General features: G+C 69.2%; 22 protein-coding genes. 8 read left to right on the top strand and 14 right to left on the bottom strand.

The window, feature by feature from the left end; all coding sequences use genetic code 11:
* Window positions 1-13: 13 nt before the first annotated feature.
* From WG923_RS04625 to sucC, 4 genes are all read right to left on the bottom strand, one after another.
* Complete coding sequence (locus WG923_RS04625) at window positions 14-799, bottom strand: Stp1/IreP family PP2C-type Ser/Thr phosphatase (RefSeq protein WP_340349762.1); 786 nt, start codon at window positions 797-799, stop codon at window positions 14-16.
* Between the two features lie 10 nt (window positions 800-809).
* Window positions 810-3,596, bottom strand: a complete 2,787-nt coding sequence (locus tag WG923_RS04620; RefSeq protein ID WP_340349761.1) for a CHASE2 domain-containing serine/threonine-protein kinase — start codon at window positions 3,594-3,596, stop codon at window positions 810-812.
* Window positions 3,597-3,876: 280 nt separating this feature from the next.
* Window positions 3,877-4,770 (bottom strand): succinate--CoA ligase subunit alpha, encoded by an 894-nt coding sequence (sucD, locus tag WG923_RS04615; RefSeq protein ID WP_340349760.1) that lies wholly within the window; start codon window positions 4,768-4,770, stop codon window positions 3,877-3,879.
* 23 nt (window positions 4,771-4,793) lie between these two features.
* Entirely contained in the window at window positions 4,794-5,957 is a 1,164-nt protein-coding gene (gene sucC, locus WG923_RS04610) for an ADP-forming succinate--CoA ligase subunit beta (RefSeq protein ID WP_340349759.1), read from the bottom strand.
* A 162-nt stretch (window positions 5,958-6,119) separates the two neighbouring features.
* Between sucC and argC the strand changes: the two genes are divergently transcribed.
* Window positions 6,120-7,040 carry an N-acetyl-gamma-glutamyl-phosphate reductase gene (gene argC / locus WG923_RS04605; protein ID WP_340349758.1) on the top strand — a complete coding sequence of 307 codons (921 nt, stop codon included), beginning with the start codon at window positions 6,120-6,122 and terminating at the stop codon, window positions 7,038-7,040.
* Between the two features lie 123 nt (window positions 7,041-7,163).
* On the opposite strand, the gene recX is transcribed toward argC, so the two are convergent.
* On the bottom strand, window positions 7,164-7,613 hold the full coding sequence (gene recX / locus WG923_RS04600; RefSeq protein ID WP_340349757.1) for a recombination regulator RecX: 450 nt from the start codon (window positions 7,611-7,613) through the stop codon (window positions 7,164-7,166).
* Between the two features lie 19 nt (window positions 7,614-7,632).
* The gene (gene recA, locus WG923_RS04595; RefSeq protein WP_340349756.1) at window positions 7,633-8,691 is read right to left on the bottom strand and encodes a recombinase RecA; all 1,059 of its coding nucleotides are present in this window, start codon (window positions 8,689-8,691) and stop codon (window positions 7,633-7,635) included.
* A gap of 143 nt (window positions 8,692-8,834) precedes the next feature.
* Here recA and WG923_RS04590 point away from each other — a divergent pair, with 143 nt between their 5' ends.
* The 3 genes from WG923_RS04590 to WG923_RS04580 all read left to right on the top strand — a co-directional run bounded on the left by WG923_RS04590 (window position 8,835) and on the right by WG923_RS04580 (window position 11,700).
* The gene (locus WG923_RS04590; RefSeq protein ID WP_340349755.1) at window positions 8,835-9,311 is read left to right on the top strand and encodes a MarR family winged helix-turn-helix transcriptional regulator; all 477 of its coding nucleotides are present in this window, start codon (window positions 8,835-8,837) and stop codon (window positions 9,309-9,311) included.
* A 98-nt stretch (window positions 9,312-9,409) separates the two neighbouring features.
* Window positions 9,410-10,081, top strand: a complete 672-nt coding sequence (locus WG923_RS04585) for a response regulator transcription factor (protein WP_340349754.1) — start codon at window positions 9,410-9,412, stop codon at window positions 10,079-10,081.
* Window positions 10,082-10,221: 140 nt separating this feature from the next.
* Window positions 10,222-11,700: a sensor histidine kinase gene (locus WG923_RS04580; protein WP_340349753.1), complete on the top strand. Its 1,479-nt coding sequence runs from the start codon at window positions 10,222-10,224 to the stop codon at window positions 11,698-11,700.
* A 102-nt stretch (window positions 11,701-11,802) separates the two neighbouring features.
* Here the strand turns inward: WG923_RS04580 and WG923_RS04575 are convergent, their stop codons facing one another.
* Genes WG923_RS04575 through WG923_RS04560 form a run of 4 tightly spaced genes read right to left on the bottom strand, consistent with a single transcriptional unit; the run spans window position 11,803 to window position 14,412 of the window.
* Complete coding sequence (locus WG923_RS04575) at window positions 11,803-12,462, bottom strand: glutathione S-transferase family protein (protein ID WP_340349752.1); 660 nt, start codon at window positions 12,460-12,462, stop codon at window positions 11,803-11,805.
* Window positions 12,463-12,483: 21 nt separating this feature from the next.
* The gene (locus tag WG923_RS04570; RefSeq protein WP_340349751.1) at window positions 12,484-13,140 is read right to left on the bottom strand and encodes an SPOR domain-containing protein; all 657 of its coding nucleotides are present in this window, start codon (window positions 13,138-13,140) and stop codon (window positions 12,484-12,486) included.
* Between the two features lie 8 nt (window positions 13,141-13,148).
* On the bottom strand, window positions 13,149-13,913 hold the full coding sequence (locus WG923_RS04565; protein ID WP_340349784.1) for a biotin--[acetyl-CoA-carboxylase] ligase: 765 nt from the start codon (window positions 13,911-13,913) through the stop codon (window positions 13,149-13,151).
* Window positions 13,914-13,926: 13 nt separating this feature from the next.
* On the bottom strand, window positions 13,927-14,412 hold the full coding sequence (locus WG923_RS04560; protein WP_340349750.1) for an SET domain-containing protein: 486 nt from the start codon (window positions 14,410-14,412) through the stop codon (window positions 13,927-13,929).
* A 119-nt stretch (window positions 14,413-14,531) separates the two neighbouring features.
* Between WG923_RS04560 and WG923_RS04555 the strand changes: the two genes are divergently transcribed.
* Window positions 14,532-17,513, top strand: a complete 2,982-nt coding sequence (locus WG923_RS04555; protein WP_340349749.1) for a DNA topoisomerase III — start codon at window positions 14,532-14,534, stop codon at window positions 17,511-17,513.
* A gap of 53 nt (window positions 17,514-17,566) precedes the next feature.
* Here the strand turns inward: WG923_RS04555 and WG923_RS04550 are convergent, their stop codons facing one another.
* Window positions 17,567-17,956, bottom strand: coding sequence for a DUF3703 domain-containing protein (locus WG923_RS04550; RefSeq protein WP_340349748.1), 390 nt, complete (start codon window positions 17,954-17,956; stop codon window positions 17,567-17,569).
* Between the two features lie 147 nt (window positions 17,957-18,103).
* On the opposite strand from WG923_RS04550, the gene WG923_RS04545 reads away from it, so the two are divergent.
* From WG923_RS04545 to WG923_RS04535, 3 genes are all read left to right on the top strand, one after another.
* Window positions 18,104-18,667, top strand: a complete 564-nt coding sequence (locus tag WG923_RS04545) for a YbhB/YbcL family Raf kinase inhibitor-like protein (RefSeq protein WP_340349747.1) — start codon at window positions 18,104-18,106, stop codon at window positions 18,665-18,667.
* A gap of 22 nt (window positions 18,668-18,689) precedes the next feature.
* Entirely contained in the window at window positions 18,690-19,190 is a 501-nt protein-coding gene (locus WG923_RS04540) for a YbhB/YbcL family Raf kinase inhibitor-like protein (RefSeq protein ID WP_340349746.1), read from the top strand.
* A 63-nt stretch (window positions 19,191-19,253) separates the two neighbouring features.
* Window positions 19,254-20,288: an AI-2E family transporter gene (locus WG923_RS04535; protein ID WP_340349745.1), complete on the top strand. Its 1,035-nt coding sequence runs from the start codon at window positions 19,254-19,256 to the stop codon at window positions 20,286-20,288.
* 107 nt (window positions 20,289-20,395) lie between these two features.
* On the opposite strand, the gene WG923_RS04530 is transcribed toward WG923_RS04535, so the two are convergent.
* The 3 genes from WG923_RS04530 to WG923_RS04520 all read right to left on the bottom strand — a co-directional run bounded on the left by WG923_RS04530 (window position 20,396) and on the right by WG923_RS04520 (window position 23,797).
* A complete protein-coding gene (locus WG923_RS04530; RefSeq protein ID WP_340349744.1) occupies window positions 20,396-21,772 on the bottom strand; it encodes an aldehyde dehydrogenase family protein in 1,377 nt (458 codons plus the stop codon).
* Window positions 21,769-22,542 (bottom strand): gamma-glutamyl-gamma-aminobutyrate hydrolase family protein, encoded by a 774-nt coding sequence (locus WG923_RS04525; RefSeq protein ID WP_340349743.1) that lies wholly within the window; start codon window positions 22,540-22,542, stop codon window positions 21,769-21,771. Before WG923_RS04525 ends, WG923_RS04530 begins: the two co-directional genes overlap by 4 nt.
* 121 nt (window positions 22,543-22,663) lie before the next feature.
* On the bottom strand, window positions 22,664-23,797 hold the full coding sequence (locus WG923_RS04520) for an iron-containing alcohol dehydrogenase (protein ID WP_340349742.1): 1,134 nt from the start codon (window positions 23,795-23,797) through the stop codon (window positions 22,664-22,666).
* Between the last annotated feature and the right edge of the window lie 9 nt (window positions 23,798-23,806).

The following is a 23,806-nucleotide window of genomic DNA, read 5'->3' as shown; positions in this document are numbered from 1 at the left end:
CCGTTGTCCCGCATCATTGTCCCAGCCATCGCGAGATCAAGCCTTTTTTCCTGGAGCCGCTGTTGGCCTGGGCCAGCAGCACCGAAATGTTGTCGCGCCCGCCGTTCGCATTCGCCGCGTCCACCAGCTGGATCGACTTCTGTTCGAGCGGGATCTCCATGACCATGATGCGGGCGATCGCCTCGTCGTCGAGCATGTCCGACAAGCCATCAGAGCACATCAGATAAAGATCGCCCGGTTCGACCTTGTGTTCGTTGACTTCCAGCAACACCGCGTCCTCGACGCCCAGCGCCCGCGTGACGAGGTTCTTGTTGGTGGAGGTCGCCGCCTGCTCGGGGGTGATCAGGCCGGCGTCCATCTGCTCCTGCAGCAGCGAATGGTCCTTCGTGATCTGTTCGAGCTGGCCGGCGCGCAGGCGGTAGCAGCGCGAGTCGCCGATATGACCGAGCATGACGCGGCCATCCTGGAACACGCCGACGACCAGGGTGGTGCCCATGCCGCTGTACTGCGGGTTGGAGTTGGCGGCGTTGAAGATCGAGCGGTTGGCGTTGTCGACGCAGATCTCCATCGCCCGGCGCACTTCGCGCGCGTTGGCGTGGCGGCCGGCCTGCGCCAGCCAGCGCCCCAGTTCCGACTTGATGAAGGTCGTGGCCATGCCGCTGGCGACTTCGCCCGCGTTGTAGCCGCCCATGCCGTCCGCCAGGATGCCCAGGCGCGTGGCCTCATCGACAGTGACCGAATCCTCGTTGTTTTCGCGCGCAAGACCTGGGTCCGTGCGGAAGCAAAACTCGTAGTTCATAGTTGGCGGGTCAAGGCTCCCGGCCGGCCTTCCCGCCGCCGGCCTGGGGCATCTCCGGGGCCCCGGACATGTGGATCGCGGGCGTTGGGCCGGGCTGCGCCTCGCGCGCTTGCCGGTCGTTCTCAGCCGCATCATAGCCGGGCAGGCCTGAAGCCGGCAGGGTCTTGCCAAAACCGTTGTCTGCATGCACCGGGCCGTCAGGCTGCTTAATCGGCGGGCTCGCGGCCATCGCGACGGTGGCGTTCGCATCGCCGCCGGTCGGCGCCGCAAGCACGGTCGTCCTGCCGAAGTCCGCCGCTGCGGCCGCCGTGGCAGGCGCCGCCGGCGCGGCGGCCATCACCGCCCGCAGCTCGCGCGCGAACTCGTCGCCGTCCTGGAAGCGCTCCTCCGGCTTCTTGGCCAGGGCGCGCGCGACCACCCGCGCCAGCTGCGGCGGCAGGTCGCGGCGCACGGCGAGCAGGTCGGGCGCCGGCTCGTTGGCGATCTTGTACATCAGCTCCGCCATCGAGTCGCCGCGGTACGGCAGCACGCCGGTGAGCATCTGGTACAGCATGACGCCCAGCGAGTACAGGTCGGATCTCCCGTCCACCTTCTTGCCGGCGATCTGCTCCGGCGACATGAAGCTGGGGGTGCCCAGCACGAGCCCCGTCTTGGTCTTGCTCGAATCGGTGATGCGGGCGATGCCGAAGTCCGTGACCTTCACCGTGTCCGAGCTCTCCTCGTACATGATGTTGGCGGGCTTGATGTCGCGGTGCACCACGTGCTGCCGGTGCGCGTAGGCCAGCGCCTCCGCGACCCGCGCGACGATCGACAGCACCTGGGGCACGGGCAGCAGGCTGCCGTCGCGGCAGTGCCCCACCAGGTCGCGGCCCTTGAGGAACTCCATGGCGATGTAGGCGAGGTCGTGTTCCTCGCCGGCATCGAAGATGGTCACGATGTTCTGGTGCTGCAGCCGGCCGGCCGTCTCGGCCTCGCGGAAGAAGCGCTCGCGGGCGTCGGTCAGTTCCTCGCCCTCGAACTCCTGCGACAGCGCCAGCGTCTTGATCGCCACCACGCGGCCGATCTTCGGGTCGCGCCCCTGGTAGACCACGCCCATGGCGCCCTTGCCCAGCTCCTTCTCCACCTGGTAGCGCCCCAGCATCGGCTTTTCCACCGCGCCGCCATCGAGCAGCAGCGTGCCGCCCGGATGGCTGCCGCCGCCGCCCAGGATCACCGTCTCGGACAGGTTCTTCGCCCGGTTCAGCTTGGACGCGAGGTCCTTGTACTTCGGGTTGAAGGCGGCCATGTGCTCGTACACGGCCTGCGCCTTGTTGAACTGGCGCTTGCGCTCGAAGTCCAGCGCCAGGTTGTACAGGTTGGCCATCACCTCGTCGGCCATCGGCACGCGGCGGAAGCGGTCGAAGGCCATGTCCAGCTGGCCCTGGCCCTGCAGCGCCAGGCCCATCATGCGGTTGGTCTCGGCCGACTCCTCGTCGGCGCGCACCTTGTGCGCCTCGGTGAGCAGGAAGCGCTTGGTGGTGAGGCCCAGGTATCCGATCAGCAGCAGGGTGGCCGGGAACACCAGCTGGATCCAGGTGGAGCTGCCGGCGAGCAGCCCGTACTCGGCGCCCACCAGCACGATGAAGAGGACAGCGGTGATCGCTCCCGCGACCCCGGCCGACAGGCGCGGCAGCACCGCGGTGAGGTAGCCGGCCACCAGCAGCAGCGCGCCGAGGGCGGCCCACACCGACCAGGCGGGCTGCACGATGAAGTGCTCGCTGAGGATGCTGGAGGTGACGTGCGCCATCATCTCCACGGGCGTCGCCGCGGGGTTGCCGGGCACCGGCGAGGACATGCCGACGCCGGCCGCGGTGGAGCCGATCAGGACGATCTTGCCCGCGTACTTGGAGGCCGGGATCTTGCCGGCCAGCACGTCGTAGAAGGAGTCGACCTGGAAGGCCGGCCGGCCGTCCTGCCCCTTGTAGAACTGCGGCATCACGCGCGCGGCGCCGTCGGTGCGCACCTTCAGCTTGCCGATCTGCACCGATTCGCCGACATGCAGCTTGATGTCCGAAGGCGCGAGGTTCAGGCTCGCGGCCGCCGCCAGCAGCGCCAGCGAGGGCACCGCCTTGCCGTAGTAGTTCACCAGCAGCGGGTCGCGCCGCACTGTGCCGTCGCCGTCGGCATCGAGGTTCAGGTGCCCGACGCCCGCCGCCACGTTGCCGATCACGTCGATCGGCTGCTGCGCGCTGACGCTGGGCAGCGAGAAGGCGTCGTGCTCCTCGATGGCGTTCTTCAGCAGCGCGGCGCCCAGCGGCTTGTCCGGCTTGCCCTGGGGTTCGCCGAGGCGGAACACGGAGGGGATCAGCACGTTGCCGGCCCGGGCCATGCTGGCGGCCAGCTTGGCATCGCTGTCGAGGGCCTGCTCCGCGTCCGCGATCAGCTTTTCGGCCTGCGAATTGGACCCGCTCGGCCCGAGGGCGCCCTTGATCCTGCGGATCCATTCGAGGCCGCGGTCCTTCTGCGGCTCGAAGAAGAAGGCGGTGTGGACGATCGTCTTGGCCTTGGCGGCGGCGAGCTTGTCGATCAGTTCCGCGTGCACGTCGCGCGGCCAGGGCCAGCTGCCGATGTTGGCGATGCTCTGGTCGTCGATGGCGATGATGGCGATGCGGTCGGACGGCTGGCGCGAGGTCTGGGTGCTGGCGTAGTCGTAGAAGCGCCGCTCGAGGGTGCCGACCACGTCGGTGGAAGCGTGCAGGAGGACGACCGCCGCCACGACGAGCACGCCCACGAACCAGTCGGTGCGCCAGAACTTCACGCGCTTGTCAGTCGAGGATTGGCCCACTTCCGCCCCTTTGTCCGGCACCGTAGCCGACGAACCTGCAGATCCATGCAGGGATGCGCTCCCAACCGCCCTTGACGGGGCAGGACTGCCTCGCGGGTGAAGTTAGCAGAGCGCTTGCTCACCCACAAGCGACTTTCGCACGAGCCTTGAACACTTTGTTGCAAATTCCGGCGGACGGTCGGGGAAAGCGGCGCCGCAAGCAAAAAAGGCCGGCAACCTTGCGGCAGCCGGCCTTCCCGGGGGAACGTGTCGCTCAGATCAGCGACTTGAGGATGCGGCCCATCTCCGACGGGTTGCGGGTGATCCGGAAGCCGCACTCCTCCATGATCGCCAGCTTGGCTTCGGCCGTGTCGGCGCCGCCGGAGATCAGCGCGCCGGCGTGGCCCATGCGCTTGCCCGGAGGCGCCGTGACGCCGGCGATGAAGCCCACGATCGGCTTCTTCATGTGGTCCTTGCACCAGCGGGCGGCGTCGGCCTCGTCGGGTCCGCCGATCTCGCCGATCATGATCACGGCGTCGGTGTCCGGATCGTCGTTGAAGGCCTGCATCACGTCGATGTGCTTGAGGCCGTTGATCGGGTCGCCGCCGATGCCCACCGCGGAAGACTGGCCGATGCCCAGCTCGGTGAGCTGCGCCACGGCCTCATACGTCAGCGTGCCGGAACGCGAGACGACGCCCACGCGGCCCTTCTTGTGGATGTGGCCGGGCATGATGCCGATCTTGATCTCCTCGGGGGTGATCAGGCCGGGGCAGTTGGGGCCCAGCAGCAGCGTCTTCTTGCCGCCCTTGGCTTCCTTCTGCTTCATCCGGTTGCGCACTTCCAGCATGTCGCGCACGGGGATGCCTTCGGTGATGCAGATCGCGAGATCCAGGTCGGCTTCCACCGCTTCCCAGATCGCCGCGGCGGCGCCCGCCGGCGGCACGTAGATCACGGAGACGGCCGCGCCGGTCTGCTGCTTGGCATCCTTGACGGAGGCAAAGATCGGGATGTCGAAGATCTTCTCGCCCGCCTTCTTGGGGTTCACGCCGGCGACGAAGCAGTTCTTGCCGTTCGCGTACTCCTGGCACTTCTCGGTGTGGAACTGGCCGGTCTTGCCCGTGATGCCCTGGGTGATGACCTTGGTGTCCTTGTTGATGTAGATAGCCATGGCTGTCTTCCTGAATCCTGGGTTTACTTGCTGACGGCGGCGACGACCTTCTGGGCCGCTTCGGCCATGGTGTCCGCGCTGATGATCGGGAGGCCGGATTCGGCCAGCATCTTCTTGCCCAGGTCCTCGTTGGTGCCCTTCATGCGCACGACGAGGGGGACGCTCAGGTTCACCGCCTTGCAGGCGGTGATGACGCCGGTGGCGATGGTGTCGCACTTCATGATGCCGCCGAAGATGTTGACCAGGATGGCCTCGACCTTCTTGTTCTTCAGCATGATCTTGAAGGCCTCGGTGACCTTCTCCGGGGTGGCGCCGCCGCCCACGTCGAGGAAGTTGGCCGGTGAGGCGCCGAACAGCTTGATGGTGTCCATGGTGGCCATGGCCAGGCCGGCGCCGTTGACCAGGCAGCCGATGTTGCCGTCCAGGGAGATGTAGGCGAGGTCGAACTTGGAAGCTTCGATCTCGGCCGGGTCCTCTTCGTCCAGGTCACGCAGGGCCACGATCTCGGGGTGGCGGAACAGCGCGTTGGAGTCGAAGTTGAACTTGGCGTCCAGCGCGATGACCTTGCCCTTGCTGTCGCGGTTCAGGGGGTTGATCTCCACCAGGGACGCGTCCGTCTCCATGTAGCACTTGTAGAGCTTCTGGCAGATGTCGACGAACTGCGCCTTCGAGTCGGCCGGCATGCCGATGCCGCGGGCGAGTTCCTCGCCCTGGGCTTGCGTGAGGCCCACCAGCGGATTGACGAACACCTTGACGATCTTCTCGGGGGTGGAGTGCGCCACTTCCTCGATGTCCATGCCGCCTTCGCTGGAGGCGATGAACGCCACGCTCTGGGTGGCGCGGTCGGTCACGACGGAGAGGTAGTACTCCTTCTGGATGTCGGCGCCGTCCTCGATGTACAGGCGGCGCACCTTCTGGCCCTCGGGGCCGGTCTGGTGCGTCTTCAGCTGCATGCCGAGGATTTCGCCGGCCAGGCGCTTGACGTCGTCGACGCTCTTGGCGACCTTCACGCCGCCGCCCTTGCCGCGGCCGCCGGCGTGGATCTGCGCCTTGACCACCCAGACCGGGCCGCCCAGCTTCTGGGCCGCTTCGACGGCTTCCTGAACGGTGAAGGCGGGAATGCCGCGCGGGACCGGCACGCCGAAGTTGCGCAAGATTTCCTTGCCTTGGTACTCGTGGATCTTCATAAGGCTGTCTCTCGGGAAAGTGGGAAATCGGAGACCGGCGGGCGCGGAACTGCGGGGCTGGACGGTCAAGCAGGGGCTCGGTTGCGGACTTTATCATGCTGCAATGCACCAAATCCGACTTGGGACTTACAGTCACCATAAGCAGTTGCTATAGGAAAAACGATGCCCAAGGTCTTCATTGATGGAGAGGCCGGCACCACCGGCCTCCAGATCCGCGAGCGGCTGGCGACGATGCCGCAGATCGAACTCGTGAGCATCGCGCCGGACAAGCGCAAGGACCCCGCCGCCAAGCGCGATCTGATGGCGCGCGTGGACCTCGTGATCTTCTGCCTGCACGACGAGGCCGCGCGCGAGTCCGCCGCGATGATCGAGGAGATCGGCCGCGCCGGCGGGAAGAAGCCGCGGATCATCGATGCGTCCACCGCGCACCGCACGGCCGAAGGCTGGGTGTTCGGCTTTCCCGAGCTGGCGCCGGGGCAGCGCGAAGCCGTCGCGAAAGCGGAGCGCGTGAGCAACCCGGGTTGCTACGCCACCGGCGCGATCGCGCTGCTGCGCCCGCTGGTGGATGCCGGCGTGCTGCCCACCGACTACCCCGTGGTGCTGCCTTCGGTGAGCGGCTATTCGGGCGGCGGGCGCTCGATGATCGAAGCGTACGAGGCAGGCCAGGCGCCCGCGTACGAGCTGTATGCGCTGGGGCTGAAGCACAAGCACCTGCCGGAGATCATGAAGTACACGGGCCTGGTGCGCCGGCCGATCTTCGTGCCCTCGGTGGGCAACTTCCGCCAGGGCATGCTGGTGCAGTTGCCGCTGCACCTGAACACGCTACCCGGCAAACCCACGCCGTCCGACCTCGAGACCGTGCTCAGGCGCCACTACGAAGGCAGCGAGTGGGTCACGGTGGAGCCGCCGACCGAGGACGGCAAGCTGGAGCCGCAGGCGCTGAACGACACCAACAAGATGGAACTGCGCGTGTACCACAACATGGACTACGCGCACGCGGTGCTGATCGCGCGGCTGGACAACCTGGGCAAGGGGGCGAGCGGGGCGGCGGTGCAGAACCTGAAGCTGATGCTCGGGGTTTGACGGGGAACGCTGGGGTTCGCGCGCTGGCGCGGCTCGCCGCCAGCCTGCGACCTCCGTCGCCACCCTTGGCGCACGAGCAGCCGGCGCGTAGGCTGGCGGTGAGCTGCGCGAACCCCAGCGCGCCTATTCGTCGTCCGGCGTGTTCAGCACCCGCCGCACGACCTCCCCGCTGAATCCGCGCGCCGCGAGGAAGCGCGCCTGCTTCGCGCGCTGCGCGGCATCCTCCGGCAACACCCCGAACTTGCGCCGCCACACCTCGCGGGCACGCTCGAACTCGGTCGCGTTCAGGCTCGCCACCGCCACGGCGACGCGCTCCGCGTCTATGCCCTTGGCCTGCAGTTCCTGCCGGATGCGACCGGTGCCCACGCGGCCCGCGCGCCGGTGCACGATGGAATCCACCACGCGCTGTTCGTCGAGGAATCCCCTGGCCTGCAGTTCGTCCAGCGCCCGCTGGATCTCGCCCGGATCCGGCTCCTTGGCGGCCAGCTTGCGCTGCAGCTCCAGCCGCGAGTACTCGCGGCCGGCCAGCAGCTTGAGCGCGCGGCCCTTCACCGACAACTGGCCGAAGGCCATGATCGCCTTCCCCCGCGCCTTATTCGGCCTTCTCGACGTCCGGCGGCAGCAGCGGGATGCCCAGGCTGTCGCGCACCTTGTTCTCGATCTCGCGGGCCAGCTCCGGGTTCTCGCGCAGGAACTCGCGCGCGTTGTCGCGGCCCTGGCCGATCTTCTCGCCGGCGTAGGCGTACCAGGCGCCCGACTTCTCCAGCACCTGGTTGGCCACGCCCATGTCGATGATCTCGCCCTCGCGGCTGATGCCCTCGCCGAACAGGATGTCGAATTCCGCCGTCTTGAACGGGGGCGCCACCTTGTTCTTCACGACCTTCACCTTGGTCTCGTTGCCGATGGCCTCCTCGCCCTTCTTGATGGTGCCGGTGCGGCGGATGTCCAGGCGCACGGAGGCGTAGAACTTCAGCGCGTTGCCGCCGGTGGTGGTCTCGGGGCTGCCGAACATCACGCCGATCTTCATGCGGATCTGGTTGATGAAGATGACCATGCAGTTGGTCTTCTTGATCGTGGCGGTGAGCTTGCGCAGCGCCTGGCTCATGAGGCGCGCCTGCAGGCCGGGCAGCGAGTCGCCCATCTCGCCTTCGATTTCCGCCTTGGGCACCAGGGCCGCCACGGAGTCGATCACGATCAGGTCCACCGCGCCGGAGCGCACCAGGCTGTCGACGATCTCGAGCGCCTGCTCGCCGGTATCGGGCTGGGAGATCAGCAGGTCGGACACGTGCACGCCCAGCTTCTGCGCGTACTGGATGTCCAGCGCGTGTTCGGCGTCGACGAAGGCGCACTGGCCGCCCTGGGCCTGCATCTCGGCGATGACCTGCAGCGTGAGCGTGGTCTTGCCCGAGGACTCCGGCCCGTAGATCTCGATCACGCGGCCGCGCGGCAGGCCGCCGACGCCCAGCGCGATGTCCAGGCCCAGCGAGCCCGTGGAGACGACCTGGATGTCCTCGATCTTCTCGCCTTCGCCGAGCCGCATGATCGTGCCCTTGCCGAACTGCTTCTCGATCTGGGCCAGCGCGGCGGCGAGGGCCTTGGCCTTCTCGTTGTCGGCGGGGGCGATCCTCGATCCCTTCACTTGGGCGTCCATCTCGGTTTCTCCTTGGGAATCAATGGGTTGTTGCGGCCTTCCAGCTGGATTCAAGCACAGGCTGGATGCATGGCCAGTAATGTAACGAGCCAGCTTGGAAACGGACAACAGGTTTTTTGGTCAGTTTGCCTTACGATTTGTGCATGAATGCACTGGACGAAGGCTGGCGGCTGACGCATCTCGGGCGCCTGCTCGGCGAGGCCATGCGGCGCTTCGACGAACGCGTGCTGCACCTGATGGCGCACAACATCGATGTCCCGCTGGCGTTGTCCAACCTCGCCGCCCGCGCGCAGGTGAGCGCGGCCCACATCCACATCACGCGCCACCTCGAGCTGCAGGGCACGCGCCTGACCGACCTGGCGCAGCGCGCCGGAATGAGCAAGCAGGCCATGGGCGACCTGGTGGACCAGTGCGAAGCCTGGGGCCTGGTGCAGCGCGAACCCGACCCGCGCGATGCGCGCGCCCGGCTGGTCCGGTTCACCCCGACGGGCCTGGCCTGGCTGCAGGCCTTCAAGGACGCGGTGGCGCAGGCCGAGCAGGAGTTCCGCGCCGAAGTGGGCGGCGACGTGGCGACTGTCGTGGCGCTCGGGCTGGAGGCTTACGCCGGCGGCAGCGCGTGAGCAGCGCGGCGAACTGATCCACGTCAGTCGGGTGGCGAACCGGCCACCTAGAATCCGGCCGACAGTCGCGCCCGGCGCAGGCTTCACAGGAGACAAGCATGCGGATCCTCATCGCGGAAGACGACCAGGTGCTCGCCGACGGTCTGCTGCGCAGCCTGCGCGCGGCGGGTGCGGCCGTCGACCACGTCGCCAGCGGCTCCGAGGCCGACGCGGCCCTGATGACGAACAACGAGTTCGACCTCCTGATCCTGGACCTGGGCCTGCCCCGGATGCACGGGCTGGAAGTGCTGCGCAAGCTGCGCGCCCGCGGCTCGACCATGCCGGTGCTGATCCTCACCGCGGCCGACGCGATCGAGGAGCGCGTCAAGGGCCTCGACCTCGGCGCCGACGACTACATGGCCAAGCCCTTCGCCCTGTCGGAGCTGGAGGCGCGCGTGCGCGCGCTCACCCGCCGCGGCATGGGGGCCACCACCGCCACGATCAAGCACGGCCCCCTGGTGTACGACCAGGCCGGCCGCGTGGCGACCATCGACGGCAAGATGGTCGAACTCTCGGCCCGCGAGCTGGGGCTGCTGGAAGTGCTGCTGCAGCGCGCCGGCCGGCTCGTCAGCAAGGACCAGCTCGTGGAGCGCCTGTGCGAGTGGGGCGAAGAGGTGAGCAACAACGCCATCGAGGTGTACATCCACCGCCTGCGCAAGAAGATCGAGAAGGGGCCGATCCGCATTGCGACGGTGCGGGGGCTGGGCTACTGTCTCGAGAAGATCCAGTAAGGAAGGCACGGGCCGTGCTCCTGTAGGCTGGCGGTGAGCGCGCGCAGCGCCGAACCCCGGCGCCTGGCGCATCGCCGGGGTTCGCGCGCCGGCGCGGCTCACCGCCAGCCTACGAAACCCGCCCTGCACGATGTCCCGGCATGAAAATCTTCCAGCGTGAGCAACGCTCGCTCTTCGGCGAGATCCTGGACTGGATGCTCACGCCGCTGCTGCTGCTGTGGCCGGTGAGCCTGGCGCTCACCTGGCTGGTGGCCCAGAGCATCGCCGGCAAGCCCTTCGACCGCGCGCTCGAATACAACGTGCAGGCCCTCGCGCAGCTCGTCACGGTGCAGGGCCGGCGCGCCGCCTTCAACCTGCCGCAGCCGGCGCGCGAGATCCTGCGCGCGGACGACGCCGACCAGGTCTATTACCAGGTGCTCGGCTCGCGCGGCGAACTGCTCTCGGGCGAGCGCGACTTCCCGCCGCCGCCCGACGACGAGCGCCCCGCCCCGGGCGAGACGCGCCTGCGCGACGACGAGATGCGCGGCGTGGGCGTGCGCGTGGCCTACACCTGGGTGCGCGTCGACGTGCCCGGCGTGCAGGCCGCCCTGGTGCAGGTGGCCGAGACGCGCGAAAAGCGTTCCGTGCTCGCCACCGAGATCATCAAGGGCGTGATGCTGCCGCAGCTGGCCATCCTGCCGCTGGCGGTGCTGCTGGTGTGGATGGCGCTGGTGCGCGGCATCAAGCCCCTGTCGGAGCTGGAGGAGCGCATCCGCGCGCGCAAGCCCGACGACCTGAGCCCGCTGGACGAAAAGGTGGTGCCGCTGGAAGTGGCACCGCTGGTGTCGTCGGTCAACGACCTGCTCACGCGCCTGACCAGCTCCATCGCCACGCAGAAGCGCTTCCTCGCCGACGCGGCCCACCAGCTCAAGACACCGCTGGCGGGGCTGCGCATGCAGGCCGACCTGGCGCAGCGCGAGCAGTTCCATCCCGAGGAACTGAAGCAGTCGCTCAAGCAGATCGGCCGCTCCAGCATGCGCGCCACCCACACCGTGAACCAGCTGCTGGCCCTGGCGCGGGCGGAGAACAGCGGCAAGGTGCTGGTGCGCCAGCCCTGCGACCTGATCGAGATCGTGACCGAGGCGGTGCGCGACACCGTGCCGCGCGCGATGGACAAGCACATCGACATCGGCTACGACGGCCCGGAGCCGGGCTTTCCCGGCGTGCGGCTGCACGGCAACCCGACCCTGCTGAATGAGCTGGTGCGCAACCTCCTGGACAACGCGGTCAACTACACGCCCTCGACCGACCAGCAGCCGGGCGTGGTCACGGCCCGCGTCCTCGCCGACCCCTTCGGGCAGGTGCTGGTGCTGCAGGTGGAGGACACCGGCCCGGGGATCCCCGAGGCCGAGCGCGAACTGGTGTTCCAGCCCTTCTACCGAGCGCTGGGCACCAACGTCGACGGTTCGGGGCTGGGCCTGCCGATCGTGCAGGAGATCGCCCGCCAGCACGGGGCCACGATCGAGCTGGAGGACGCCCGCCCGGGGCAGAACCCGCCGGGCACGCGCGTGACGGTGCGCTTCGCGCCGCCGGATGCCGACACCCCCGTGCCGGCCGAGGAGGGCGCGGCTCGCGCGTAACTCCATCCCCGTCATCCCCGCGCAGGCGGGGATCCGGCACTGCGCGCGCAGCGCGCAGCATCGGGAGCCCTGGATTCCCGCCTCCGCGGGAACGACGGGAATTCAGGCCGGCTTGTACAGGTTCAGCTGCAGGCGCTCGCGCTCGATCGCGCGCGCCACGCCGGGCTGCTGCGCCACCTTCTGCACGTGGGCCCACAGCGCCGGGTAACTGGCCGGGTCGATCTGCGCGAAGCCGCCCCAGCGCAGCAGGGTCAGCGCGTACACGTCCAGCGGCCCCAGGCGCTCGCCCCCCAGCCAGGGCCGGCCGCGCTCCGCCGCCTTGCGCGCCAGCGCCTCGATCTCGCCGAGATACCCCGCGTACACCCTGGCGTTGAAGGCCTTGACCTCGGCCTGCGCTTCCGGCGTGCCGGCGAACTTGTGCGGCATGAACACGTGCGTGAAGGTCGGATGCACCGTGTTGTTCATCCACGCGAGCGTCTCCAGCACGCGGGTGCGCGCCAGCGTCTCGCGCGGCAGGAACTGCTGCTCCGGAAACCTGGCGTCGATGTGCTGGATGATGGCCAGGATCTGGGTGATCACCTCGCCCCCCTCCACCAGCACCGGCACCTGCCCGCGCGGATTGAGCGAGCGGAACGGCTCCTCGTTCTGCTCGCCCTTGTGCAGCTTCACCATCACCGGCTCGAACGCGGCGCCTGCCGTTTCCAGCAGGCTGTGCGGCACGAAGGAACAGGCGCCGGGAGCGAAATAGAGCTTGAGCGACATCGGTGGGTCTCCTTGGTGGGTTCAGCGGCAGGGCCGCAGGGCCTTGGCGCCGAGGGCGGTCTTCAGTTCGTCCAGGTGCGCTCGCAGGGCATCGTCCACCGCGGGCAGCAGCAGGCGCTGGCCGCGCTGCTCCGGGCGGTCCTGCATCACGCGGGCGGTGCGCACGCCCTTGGCCGCGAGGATGTCGAGCTGCTGCAGCGCCGAGGGCTCGTTGGCATAGGTCCCCAGCGACAGCCCGGGCTCCAGCTGCGGGTTGGTGGGGGCCTCGAAGGAGATCCCGAGCTGCCGCAGCTCGGCGCGCTTGCGCGCCAGCAGTTCCACGTCGGCGTACTTGCCCATGTACACGATCCAGCGCGGCGGCTCCACCACGGTCTCGAACCTCCACGAGCCGGCGGGCCATGTCTGCAGTGCGGTGCCCAGTTGTGCCAGCTGCGGCTCGTCGAGCATGGGCGTCGCCAGGCATTCGGCCGGGCGCGGGCCCTGGGCCACCTGCTCCTGCACGCGCTGGAGTTCGTCCGGCCGCAGGATGCGCACCGCCTCGGGCTGGATCTGCTGCTGCAGGCGCTGGGGCTCCGACTGCTGCAGCGGCCCCACGCCCCAGGGCTGCAGCAGCCCGCGCGACCACGCGTAGTAGCCGCCGTTGGCGAGCAGGAGCAGCAGGACGATCAGGCGCAGCATGGGTGGATTCAGGGCGCCGCCGGCCGCACGCTCACCTCCGAGCTGCTCACGGCCTGCAGGCCGGCCGCAGTATGCACCAGCAGGCTGCCCGAGGCGTTCACGCCCTGCGCCACGCCCTCGGTGCCGTCGCTGAGCGTGACGGCACGCCCGCGCAGCGCATCGCGCGCGTCGAACCGGGCCTGGCAGGGCGCGAAGCCGCTCCGGGCGAAGCGCAGCACTTCGGCCACCAGCGGCGCGGCGACCAGCTGCAGGACCTCCGGGGCGCCGGCGTGCGGCAGCAGTTCGCGCAACGCGGCCGGCGGGGTGGAGAGGCCTTCGGCGGAGCGTGGTGCGATGTTCAGCCCGATGCCGATCACCGCGTAGCGCGCGCCGCTGGCGCCGTCGCCGAAACTCGCCGTCTCGATCAGGATCCCGCCCAGCTTGCGGTCCCCGACCCACAGGTCATTCGGCCACTTGAGGCGGATCGCCGGATCCAGGCTTTCCGCCACGCCCACCCCGACGGCGAGCGACAGGCCGGACCAGTCCGCCGGCGCCAGCGGCAGGCCCAGCGAGAAGGTCAGCGAATCCCCGGCCGCGCTGTGCCAGCCCCGCCCCAGCCGCCCGCGCCCCGCCGTCTGCTCCTCGGCCACCAGCAGCACGGGATCGGCCGCCCCGCCGCGCGAGCGGCGCATCAGTTCGGTGTTGGTCGAGTCGAGCTGCGGCAGCACTTCGACCGTGAAGCCGGGCACCAGCGGCGCCACCGCCTCCCAGATCGCCTCCGCCGGCCACCTGATGGTCACGGTGTGCTCAGCGCTTGCCGCGCTTGGGCGCCAGCAGCGTGCCGCGGCAGTTCCTGCTGCCGCACCAGCAGGGGTACTCCGCCTTGAGCTTCTTCGTGTACGGCTCGTCGATGATCAGGCCGTAGTCGTAGTTCAGCTCCTCGCCGGCCTTGATGTTGCGCAGCGACTTGATGAAGATGCGCCCTTCGACCTCGTCGGCTTCGCAGTTCGGGTTGCAGGAGTGGTTGATCCAGCGCGCGGCGTTGCCGCCCACCGCGGCGTCGATCACGCGCTTGTCGTCGACATGGAAATAGAAGGTATGGTTCGGATCCTCGGGATTCCACGGGTGGCGGCGCTGGGCCTCCTTCCACGTGATGACCTCGCCCACGTATTCGATCAGCGTCTCGCCCTCGGGGATGTCCTGCAGGGCGAACACGCCCTTGCCGTGCACCCCCGATTTGCGGACCTGGATGCGGCGGTTGGTTTTCGGTGCGGCGGCGGCTCTGGCGGGCATGGAGGAAATTCTGTTAACTTGGTTTCGTACGCGTATGCGCGTGCGCGTGTGCGCACGCGAGGAAAGCGCGATTGTAAGAACGTGAGGAACGTGGCGCCGCAAGGCGTCCGGGTTGGTCCGTGAAAACATTGGTGATTGCCGAAAAGCCTTCCGTTGCGCAGGACATCGTCCGGGCGCTGACGCCGGTGGCCGGCAAGTTCGACAAGCATGACGAGCACTTCGAGAACGAGAAGTACATCGTCACCAGCGCCGTGGGCCACCTGGTGGAGATCCACGCGCCGGAGGAATTCGACGTCAAGCGCGGCAAGTGGAGCTTCGCCCACCTGCCGGTGATCCCGCCGTATTTCGACCTGAAACCGGTGGACAAGACCAAGTCGCGCCTGAACGCGGTGGTCAAGCTCGCGCGCCGCAAGGACGTGACCGAGCTGGTGAACGCCTGCGACGCGGGGCGCGAAGGCGAGCTGATCTTCCGCCTGATCGAGCAGTTCGCCTTCGAGGGCGACAGCCCCGGCAAGGCGAAGAAGGCGGGCTCGCACAAGCCGGTGCGCCGCCTGTGGCTGCAGTCCATGACGCCGCAGGCGATCCGCGAGGGCTTCGAGAAGCTGCGCAGCGAAAGGCAGATGGAAGGCCTGGCGGACGCGGCCCGTTCGCGCTCGGAGGCCGACTGGCTGGTGGGCATCAACGGCACCCGCGCGATGACCGCCTTCAACTCGCGCGACGGCGGCTTCTTCCTCACCACGGTGGGCCGCGTGCAGACGCCCACGCTGGCGATCGTGGTGGAGCGCGAGGAGCAGATCCGCAAGTTCATCAGCCGCGACTACTGGGAAGTCCACGCCAACTTCGCGGCCCAGGCTGGCGAGTACCCGGGCAAGTGGTTCGACCCGAACTGGAAGAAGGACCCGGAAGACGCCGAGAAGCGGGCCGACCGCGTCTGGAACGAGCAGGAAGCACGCGCGATCGCCGATGCCGTGCGCGGCCAGAAGGCGACCGTCACGGAGGAATCCAAGCCCAGCACCCAGGCGGCGCCGGGCCTGTTCGACCTGACCTCCCTGCAGCGCGAGGCCAACGGCCGCTTCGGCTATTCGGCCAAGACCACGCTGGCGCTGGCGCAGTCGCTGTACGAGCGGCACAAGGCGCTGACCTATCCGCGGACGGATTCGCGCCACCTGCCGGGCGACTACGTGAAGGTGGTGCACGACACGATGGGCATGCTGGCGTCCAGCGGCATGGCGCACCTGGCGCCCTTCGCCAAGCAGGCGATCGCGGAGCAGTACGTCAAGCCGATCAAGCGCGTGTTCGACGACAGCAAGGTCTCGGACCACTTCGCCATCATCCCCACGCTGCAGGCGCCCAGCGGCCTGTCGGAGGCGGAGCAGAAGGTCTATGACCTGGTCGTGCGGCGCTTCCTCGCGGTGTTCTTCCCGAGCGCCGAATACATGGTCACCACCCGCATCAGCGAGGCGGCGGGCCACCGCTTCCGCACCGAGGGCAAGGTGCTGGTCAGGCCGGGCTGGCTCGCCATCTACGGCAAGGAGGCGGCCGACGAGGTGGAAGGCGCCAAGGAAGGCGACAAGGGCCAGAACCTGGTGCCGGTGCAGCCGGGCGAAAAGGTCGATACCGAGTCCGTCGAGGCCAAGGGCCTGAAGACGCGCCCGCCGGCGCGCTACAGCGAAGCGACGCTGCTCGGCGCGATGGAGGGCGCGGGCAAGTTCGTGGAGGACGACGAGCTGCGCGAGGCCATGGCCGAAAAGGGCCTGGGCACGCCGGCCACCCGCGCGGCCATCATCGAAGGCCTGATCAACGAGAAGTACATGCTGCGCGAGGGCCGCGAGCTGATCCCCACGGCCAAGGCGTTCCAGCTCATGACCCTCCTGCGCGGGCTGGGCGTGGAGGAACTGAGCAAGCCCGAGCTGACCGGCGAGTGGGAATACAAGCTGGCGCAGATGGAGCACGGCAAGCTCTCGCGCGACCAGTTCATGCGCGAGATCGCCGACATGACGAAGCGCATCGTCATGAAGGCCAAGGAGTACGACCGCGACACCGTCCCGGGGGACTACGCGACGCTCAAGACGCCGTGCCCCAATTGCGGCGGCGTGGTGCAGGAGACCTACCGCCGCTACAACTGCGTGGGCGGCAGGGGCTTGGAGCCCTGCGGCTTCTCGTTCACCAAGATCCCGGCGGGGCGCGCGTTCGAGCTGGACGAAGTGGAGCAGTTCCTGCGCGACAAGCGCATCGGGCCGCTGCAGGGCTTCCGCTCCAAGGCCGGCTGGCCCTTCACGGCGGAACTGGCCCTCGTGTACGACGAGACCGACCGCAACTGGAAGCTGGAGTTCGACTTCGGCGAGGACAAGGACCCGGCCGCCACCGGCGAGATCGTCGACCTGTCGGCGCAGGAGCCGCTGGGGCCCTGCCCCAAGTGCGGCCACCAGGTCTTCGAGTGGGGCAGCAACTACGTGTGCGAGCGCTCGGTGCCCACCGAGAAGCACCCCGCGCCCACCTGCGATTTCCGCAGCGGCAAGATCATCCTGCAGCAGCCGGTGGAGCGCGAGCAGATGGCCAAGCTGCTGGCCACCGGCAAGACCGACCTGCTGGACAAGTTCGTCTCGATGCGCACGCGCCGCTCGTTCAAGGCCTTCCTGGCCTGGGACGCGGAAGCGGGCAAGGTGAACTTCGAGTTCGAGCCGCGCGCCTCCAAGTTCCCGCCGCGCAAGACGGCGGGTGCGGCGAGCGCGAAGACCGCGACGGCCAAGGCCGCGGCGAAGTCACCGCCTTCGCAGGAGAAGGCGACCGCGAAGGCGGCGAAGAAGGTGGCCGCACCGGCCGCGAAGAAGGCCCCGGCCAGGAAGGCCGCGGCGCCGAGGAAGACCGGCGCGGGCCTCAAGCCCAGCGCCGAACTCGCAGCCGTGGTGGGCGCGGAGCCGATCGCGCGCACCGAGGTGATCAAGAAGATCTGGGACTACATCAAGGCCCACGGCCTGCAGGACAAGAAGGACAAGCGCGCGATCAACGCCGACGCGAAGCTCAAGCCCCTGTTCGGCAAGAACCAGGTCTCGATGTTCGAGCTGGCGGGGATCGTCGGCAAGCACCTGTCCTCCGACTGATCGCCTTCCTCCCTCCCCTCTGGGGGAGGGCCGGGGTGGGGGCGCTCCCTCGCCTACCGCGCCTCCGGCAGCTTCGTCGCCAGCGTCGCCACGTCGATCAGCACCTGCACCGCCTCCGGCGGCTGCATCGGCTGCGTGACGCGCACCGTCGCGCGGCCGATGTTGCCCACCGGGATGCGCCCGAGCAGGTGCCCCAGCGGCAGCAGCGCGATGCGCAGCACCTGGCCCGCGGCCTCGCGCCAGTCGCGGCTGCGGCGTGCCAGTTCGAGCATCCGGCAGTGGCTGTCGAAGTGCAGCCCGGCATCGTGCTGGCCCACGACATGGGCCGCCATCAACCACTCCCATTGGGCCTCCGCCGGCTGGCCGACGGCCGCGGTGTCGGCGTAACCCCGGACGAGGCGCGCGTAGACGATGCGGCGCTCGTCGGGGGAGAGGTGGTCCATATCACAATTTGTAACATTGGTCGAGCCTGGATGTCAAGCTTGGTCGCGCGCGCTGCCGGACGGTGGCAGGCGCCCGCCGATCGGAGACAAGTGCGCGGCTTCGTAGCATCATCGCGGTCCCACACACCCCAACGATCAGGAGGATCGATGACGCGCACCCTCATCGCGGCCGCCGCGATTGCGTTCGCCGCCTTCGGCGCCCACGCCGCCGGCTTCAAGCTGGAAAGCCCCGACATCAAGGCGGGCGGCATGATGGACAAGAAGTTCGAAGCCAACGTGTTCGGCTGCGGCGGCGAGAACAAGTCGCCCGCGCTGAAGTGGAGCGGCGCGCCGAAGGACACCAAGAGCTTCGCCGTCACGGTGTACGACCCCGATGCGCCCACCGGCTCAGGCTGGTGGCACTGGTCCGTCATCAACATCCCCGCGAACACCACCGAGCTCAAGCCCGATGCCGGCAACGCGAGCAACGCCAACCTGCCGCAGGGGGCGCGCCAGGTGCGCATCGACTACGGCGTCGCGGCCTGGGGCGGCGCCTGCCCGCCCCCGGGCGACAAGCCGCATCGCTACGTCTTCACCGTGCACGCCCTGAAGACCGACAAGCTGGACATCCCGCCGGACGCGACGGCGGCGCTGGCCGGCTTCATGATCAACGCCAACTCGGTCGCCAAGGCCAGCTTCACGGCCAAGTACGGGCGGCCGAAGGCGAAGTGATCCTCACCGCAAGGGAGCCACCATGAGCGAGTTCAAGCTGGAAAGCCCGGACATCCGCCCGGGCGCCATGATCGACCAGCGCTTCGAGGCCAACGTGTTCGGCTGCACCGGCGAGAACCGCTCGCCGGCGCTGAAGTGGAGCGGCGCGCCGGCCGGCACGAAGAGCTTCGCGCTGACCGTCTACGACCCCGACGCGCCCACCGGCTCCGGCTGGTGGCACTGGGTCGTGATCAACCTGCCGGCGAGCGTCACCGAGCTGAAGCCGGACGCCGGCAACCACAGCGGTGCGAACCTGCCTTCCGGCGCGCGCCAGGTGCGCATCGACTACGGCTTCAACGGCTGGGGCGGCATGTGCCCGCCGCCGGGCGACAAGCCGCACCGCTACGTGTTCACCGTGCATGCGCTCAAGACCGACCGCCTCGACATCCCCGAGGATGCGACCGCGGCGCTGGCCGGCTTCATGATCAACGCGAACACGATCGCCAAGGCGAGCTTCACCGCGCTGTACGGCCGGCCCGCGTAGGCCGGTGGCGAGCCGCGAGGCGCGAGAACCCCAGCGCTGCAGGTGGCGGGGCACAATGAGCCGGTGAAGCGCCCCCTCAGCCCGTCCGAAACGACGCCCGAACTCGAGCGGCTGCGCCTGCGCAGCATCGTGATCGCGGCCGTCGTGCTGCTGGGGCTGCTGTACCTGCACCTGCTGTCCGCGCTGTTCGCGGGTCTTGCCGGCTTCGTGCTGTACCGGCGCGTGCGCGACTTCACCGGGCCGGCCCAGGGATCCTGGGGCAAGCGCACGCTGCGCTGGGTGATGGTCACGATCGCGGTGGCCGGCCTCGGCCTGCTCTTCGCCGCCGGCGCCGAGCTGCTGTTCAAGTCGGGCGGCCTCGGGCGCCTCATGGACCTGGTGGCCGACACGCTCGACCAGTTGCGGCTCACGGCCCCGCCCTGGGTCGTCGAGCGCCTGCCCGAGTCGGCCGACGCCGTCCAGCACGCGGTGAGCCGGTGGCTGCGCGAGCACTCCGGCGAAGTGCAGCGCTGGGGCGGCGAGGCGCTGAAGATCCTGGTGCACATCCTGCTGGGCCTGGCCATCGGCCTGATGGCGGCCACGGCGGCGCGCAATGCCGATGCCGCGCAGGCGCGCCGCCCCCTCGCCGTGCTGGCGCAGGCGCGCATGCTGCAGCTCGCCAACGCCTTCGGCGACGTGTTCTCGGCGCAGTTGCGCATCTCGCTGATCAACGCCGCGCTGACCGCCCTCTACCTGCTGGTGCTGCTGCCCGCGCTGGGTTACCGGATTCCGCTGGCGCCGACGCTGGTCGGCTTCACCTTCTTCGGCGGGCTGATCCCGATCGTGGGCAACCTGCTGTCGAATTCGGCCATCACGATCGCGGCGCTGACGGTATCGGTGTGGCTGGGCGTCGCCTCGCTCGTGTTCCTGGTGGTGATCCACAAGCTGGAGTACTTCCTGAATGCGCGCATCGTCGGCGGCCGCACCAACGTGCCCACCTACGCGATGCTCACGGCCATGCTGCTGCTGGAGTCGGCCTTCGGCGTGTCGGGCCTGGTGGCGGCGCCGATCTTCTGTGCGTGGCTCACGCGCGAGTTGCGCGACGGGGACTGGGTGTAGGCTGGGGTGAACCGCGCAGCGCGTGAACCCCAGCGACGCGCGAAGCGCCGGGCTTCCCGGCGCGCGTTGCGCGCGGTCAGCGCCAGCCTACGAAACAGCCGTTCGTTTCACGACCCGCTGCGCAGGTGCCAGGCCTTCGTCCGCGTGAAGGCCTGGATGCCGTACTTCGACAGCGTCAGCCCCACGCCCGAATCCCCCACGCCGCTCCACGGCAGGCGCGGGCTCACGCGGTCGCAGCAGTTCCAGTACACGCTGCCCGCATGCACCTGCGACAGGATGCGGCGCGCCCGCGCCTCGTCAGGCGTGTAGACGCCGGCGGTGAGGCCGTAGCGGGTGTCGTTCATCAGCCGGATCGCTTCGGCGTCGTCGCGCACCTTCTGGATGCCGATCACGGGGCCGAAGCTCTCCTCGCGCATGATCTCCATCGTGTGGTCGACGTTCACCACCACGGTGGGCTCGAACCAGTTGCCCGAGCCGCCGCCGACGCGCCCGCCGGTGAGCACCGTGGCGCCCTTCTGCCGCGCGTCTTCCACCTGCGCGGCCAGCACGTCGAGCTGCGGCAGGCGCGTCAGCGGGCCGATGTAGGTGTCCTCGCCCACAGGGTCGCCCATGCGGAAGCCGCCGACCACCTGCACGAAGGCCTCGACGAAGGCGTCGTGGATCTTCTCGTGCACGTAGATGCGCTCCACCGAGCAACAGCTCTGGCCGGTGTTGTACATGGCGCCGTCGGCCAGCGATTCGGCCGCGGCCTTCGGGTCGGCGTCCTCGCGCACGTAGGTCGGGTCCTTGCCGCCCAGCTCGAGCTGGAGCTTGACGAAGCGGCCGCCCACCGCCTCGGCGATGCGCTTGCCGGTGGCATGCGAGCCGGTGAAGAACACGCCGTCGACGTCCTGCGCGAGCAGCGCGGCGCCGACCTCGCCGCCGCCGACCAGGCACGCCATCACCTGCCGCGGCACGCCGGCCTCGTGCAGCAGGCGCGCGATCTCCAGCCCCGTGAGCGTCGAATACTCCGAGGGCTTGTACAGCACCGCATTGCCCGTCGCCAGCGCCGGCAGGATCACGTTGCAGCCGACGAACCACGGGTAGTTCCAGGCCGAGATGTTGGCCACCACGCCCAGCGGCACGTGCTCGATCTGCTCGCGCATGCCGCCTTCGTCGTACACGGTCTCGGACGCGATCGCCTGCTCGCACTCGGCCAGGAAGAAGTCGATGCGGGGCAGCAGGCCGTTGAGCTCGTTGCGCGACATGCGGATCGGCTTGCCGGTCTCGCGCGTCATCGTCGCAGCCAGCGCTTCGAGCTGCGCGACGACCGCGGCGCGGAACGCGCGCAGGCAGTCCAGGCGCTCGGACAAGGGCCGCGCGGCCCAGGCGGGTTGCGCGGCGCGCGCGGCCTGCGCTTTCGCCGCCACGCTCGCGGCGTCGTCGGCGGGCAGGGCGATGACCAGTTCGCCGTTGGCGGGGTTGCGGATCTCGAGAGTGCTCATGTCGTGTCGCGCGCCGCGCGGGCGGCCGCCAGGAAGTCGCGCAGCAGCGGCGTGTCGTCGATCACGCCGAGCTCCGGACGATGGAACTCGGGATGCCACTGGACGGCGGCAACCCAGGGGCCGCCGGCTTGGCGGATCGCCTCGATCACGCCGTCCACGGGCGACAGGGCCTCCACGACGAAGCCGGGCGCCACGTCCTTGACGCCCTGGTGGTGCACGCTGTTGATCTTGTGGCGCCCCGGCTGCAGCAGGCTGGCCAGCCGCGTGTCGCGCAGGATGTCCACCTCGTGGAAGTTCAGGTCGTAGATCTCCGCATCGCGGTGCACGAGTGCGCCGGGCTTCTGGGTGCGGATGTCCTGGTACAGGGTGCCGCCGTGCGCCACGTTGATCAGCTGCATGCCGCGGCAGATGCCGAATACCGGCTTGCCCGCGGCGCTGAAGGCCTGCACGAGCGCGATCTCGTATTCGTCGCGCACGCGGTCGCCGTGCCATTCGGGGCGCAGGGGCTGCTCGCCGTAGCTGCCCGGCCAGACGTCGGCGCCACCGTGCATCACGAGGCCGTCGAGCCAGCGCGCGTAATCCTGCACGGTGACTTCGCCGCGGAAGGTCTTGCCGTTCAGGGACGGCACCATCACCGGCAGCGCGCCTTCGGACATCACCCAGTGCGCGGTGGACTGCTCGATCCACAGCAGCGTCTTGGAGGGCGCCGCCTTGCGCTCGCCATCGGGGTGGAAGAAGCAGGCGCTGATGCCGATCTTCAGTCTATCCATGGTCTTGCTCCCTCCCCCTCTGGGGGAGGGTGGGGGTGGGGGCGCTTGCGCGCCATCGCTGGGGTTCGCGGCCTTCGGCGCTCACCGCCAGCCTGCCAAGCACGCTGTTCATCGCATCGCATCACATCGCCGCCGCGAACAGCCGCTCGAAATCCGCCGCCGTGACCGGCCGCGGATTGGTCTGGTGGCAGATGTCCCTCACCGCGATCTCCACCAGCCGCGGGATCTGCTCCGGCTTGACGCCGTGCGAAGCCAGCGTGCCCGTGATCCCGATCTGCTGCTTCAGGTGCCCCAGCCAGCGCACCAGCCCCGGGCCGCCGCCGCCCACGCGGCAGACATGCGCCAGCTCCTCGAACTTGTCCGGCGCCGCCTCGATGTTCCAGGCCAGCACCGTCTCGATCATCAGCGCGTTGGCGAGACCGTGGTGCAGGTCGCAGACGGCGCCCAGCGCGTGCGCGCAGGAATGCACCGCGCCCAGGTCCTTCTGGAACGCGATCGCGCCCATCATCGAGGCCATCATCATGTCGCTGCGCGCGTCGATGTTGGCCGGCTCGCGCACGGCGCGCACCAGCGAGCGGGCGGCGATGCGCGTGCCCTCCAGCGCGATGCCGTCGCACAGGGGGTGGTACGCCGGCGACAGGTAGCTCTCGATGTTGTGGGTGAGCGCGTCCATGCCCGTGGCGGCGGTCACCTGCGCCGGCAGGCCCACCGTGAGTTCCGGGTCCGCGAACACCTTCTTCGCCAGGATCTTCGGGCTGAAGATCACGCGCTTGAGGTGCGTCTCGTCCTCGCTGATCACGGCGGAGCGCCCGACCTCGGAGCCGGTGCCCGCCGTCGTGGGCAGCGCGACGAAGTACGGCAGCGGGTTGGTGAGGGCGCGCACCCGCGGGTGGTCCCATGCGTATTCGAGGATGTCGCCGTCGTGCGTGGCGGCCACGCCGACGACCTTCGCCACGTCGAGCGCGGCACCGCCGCCGATGCCGATCACGCAGTCGGCCCGATGCGTCTTGTACGCGGCGGCCCCGGCCATCGCCTGGCTGGCCGTGGGATTGCCGAACACGCCCGGGAAGACGAGCACGTCGAGGCCGGCCAGGTGCGACTGGAATTCCGCCAGCGCGGGCAGCGCCGCCAGGCCGCGGTCGGTGACGACCAGCGGCCGCCGCAGGCCCTGCTCCTGCAGGTGCCGCGCGACTTCCTTGCGGGCGCCCGGGCCGAAGCGGATGTCGGTGGGAAAGGAGAAGCTGGAGAGGCTCATCTCGGGTCC

Origin of the sequence: Ramlibacter sp. AN1133 (genome assembly GCF_037890035.1) — a bacterium.
Lineage (GTDB): Bacteria > Pseudomonadota > Gammaproteobacteria > Burkholderiales > Burkholderiaceae_C > Ramlibacter.
The sequence above is the reverse complement of the archived record's forward strand: the minus strand, read 5'-3'. Positions and strand labels throughout refer to the sequence as shown.

What these genes read in the sequence shown, in the direction of transcription:
- sucD (WP_340349760.1), bottom strand. Translation starts at nt 4,770, where the DNA reads ATGGCTATCTACATCAACAAGGACACCAAGGTCATCACCCAGGGCATC.
- WG923_RS04530 (WP_340349744.1), bottom strand. Translation starts at nt 21,772, where the DNA reads ATGAGCACTCTCGAGATCCGCAACCCCGCCAACGGCGAACTGGTCATC.
- WG923_RS04525 (WP_340349743.1), bottom strand. Translation starts at nt 22,542, where the DNA reads ATGGATAGACTGAAGATCGGCATCAGCGCCTGCTTCTTCCACCCCGAT.
- WG923_RS04575 (WP_340349752.1), bottom strand. Translation starts at nt 12,462, where the DNA reads ATGTCGCTCAAGCTCTATTTCGCTCCCGGCGCCTGTTCCTTCGTGCCG.
- WG923_RS04625 (WP_340349762.1), bottom strand. Translation starts at nt 799, where the DNA reads ATGAACTACGAGTTTTGCTTCCGCACGGACCCAGGTCTTGCGCGCGAA.
- WG923_RS04550 (WP_340349748.1), bottom strand. Translation starts at nt 17,956, where the DNA reads ATGGACCACCTCTCCCCCGACGAGCGCCGCATCGTCTACGCGCGCCTC.
- sucC (WP_340349759.1), bottom strand. Translation starts at nt 5,957, where the DNA reads ATGAAGATCCACGAGTACCAAGGCAAGGAAATCTTGCGCAACTTCGGC.
- WG923_RS04545 (WP_340349747.1), top strand. Translation starts at nt 18,104, where the DNA reads ATGACGCGCACCCTCATCGCGGCCGCCGCGATTGCGTTCGCCGCCTTC.
- WG923_RS04580 (WP_340349753.1), top strand. Translation starts at nt 10,222, where the DNA reads ATGAAAATCTTCCAGCGTGAGCAACGCTCGCTCTTCGGCGAGATCCTG.
- WG923_RS04560 (WP_340349750.1), bottom strand. Translation starts at nt 14,412, where the DNA reads ATGCCCGCCAGAGCCGCCGCCGCACCGAAAACCAACCGCCGCATCCAG.
- argC (WP_340349758.1), top strand. Translation starts at nt 6,120, where the DNA reads ATGCCCAAGGTCTTCATTGATGGAGAGGCCGGCACCACCGGCCTCCAG.
- recX (WP_340349757.1), bottom strand. Translation starts at nt 7,613, where the DNA reads ATGGCCTTCGGCCAGTTGTCGGTGAAGGGCCGCGCGCTCAAGCTGCTG.
- recA (WP_340349756.1), bottom strand. Translation starts at nt 8,691, where the DNA reads ATGGACGCCCAAGTGAAGGGATCGAGGATCGCCCCCGCCGACAACGAG.
- WG923_RS04540 (WP_340349746.1), top strand. Translation starts at nt 18,690, where the DNA reads ATGAGCGAGTTCAAGCTGGAAAGCCCGGACATCCGCCCGGGCGCCATG.
- WG923_RS04585 (WP_340349754.1), top strand. Translation starts at nt 9,410, where the DNA reads ATGCGGATCCTCATCGCGGAAGACGACCAGGTGCTCGCCGACGGTCTG.
- WG923_RS04570 (WP_340349751.1), bottom strand. Translation starts at nt 13,140, where the DNA reads ATGCTGCGCCTGATCGTCCTGCTGCTCCTGCTCGCCAACGGCGGCTAC.
- WG923_RS04590 (WP_340349755.1), top strand. Translation starts at nt 8,835, where the DNA reads ATGAATGCACTGGACGAAGGCTGGCGGCTGACGCATCTCGGGCGCCTG.
- WG923_RS04520 (WP_340349742.1), bottom strand. Translation starts at nt 23,797, where the DNA reads ATGAGCCTCTCCAGCTTCTCCTTTCCCACCGACATCCGCTTCGGCCCG.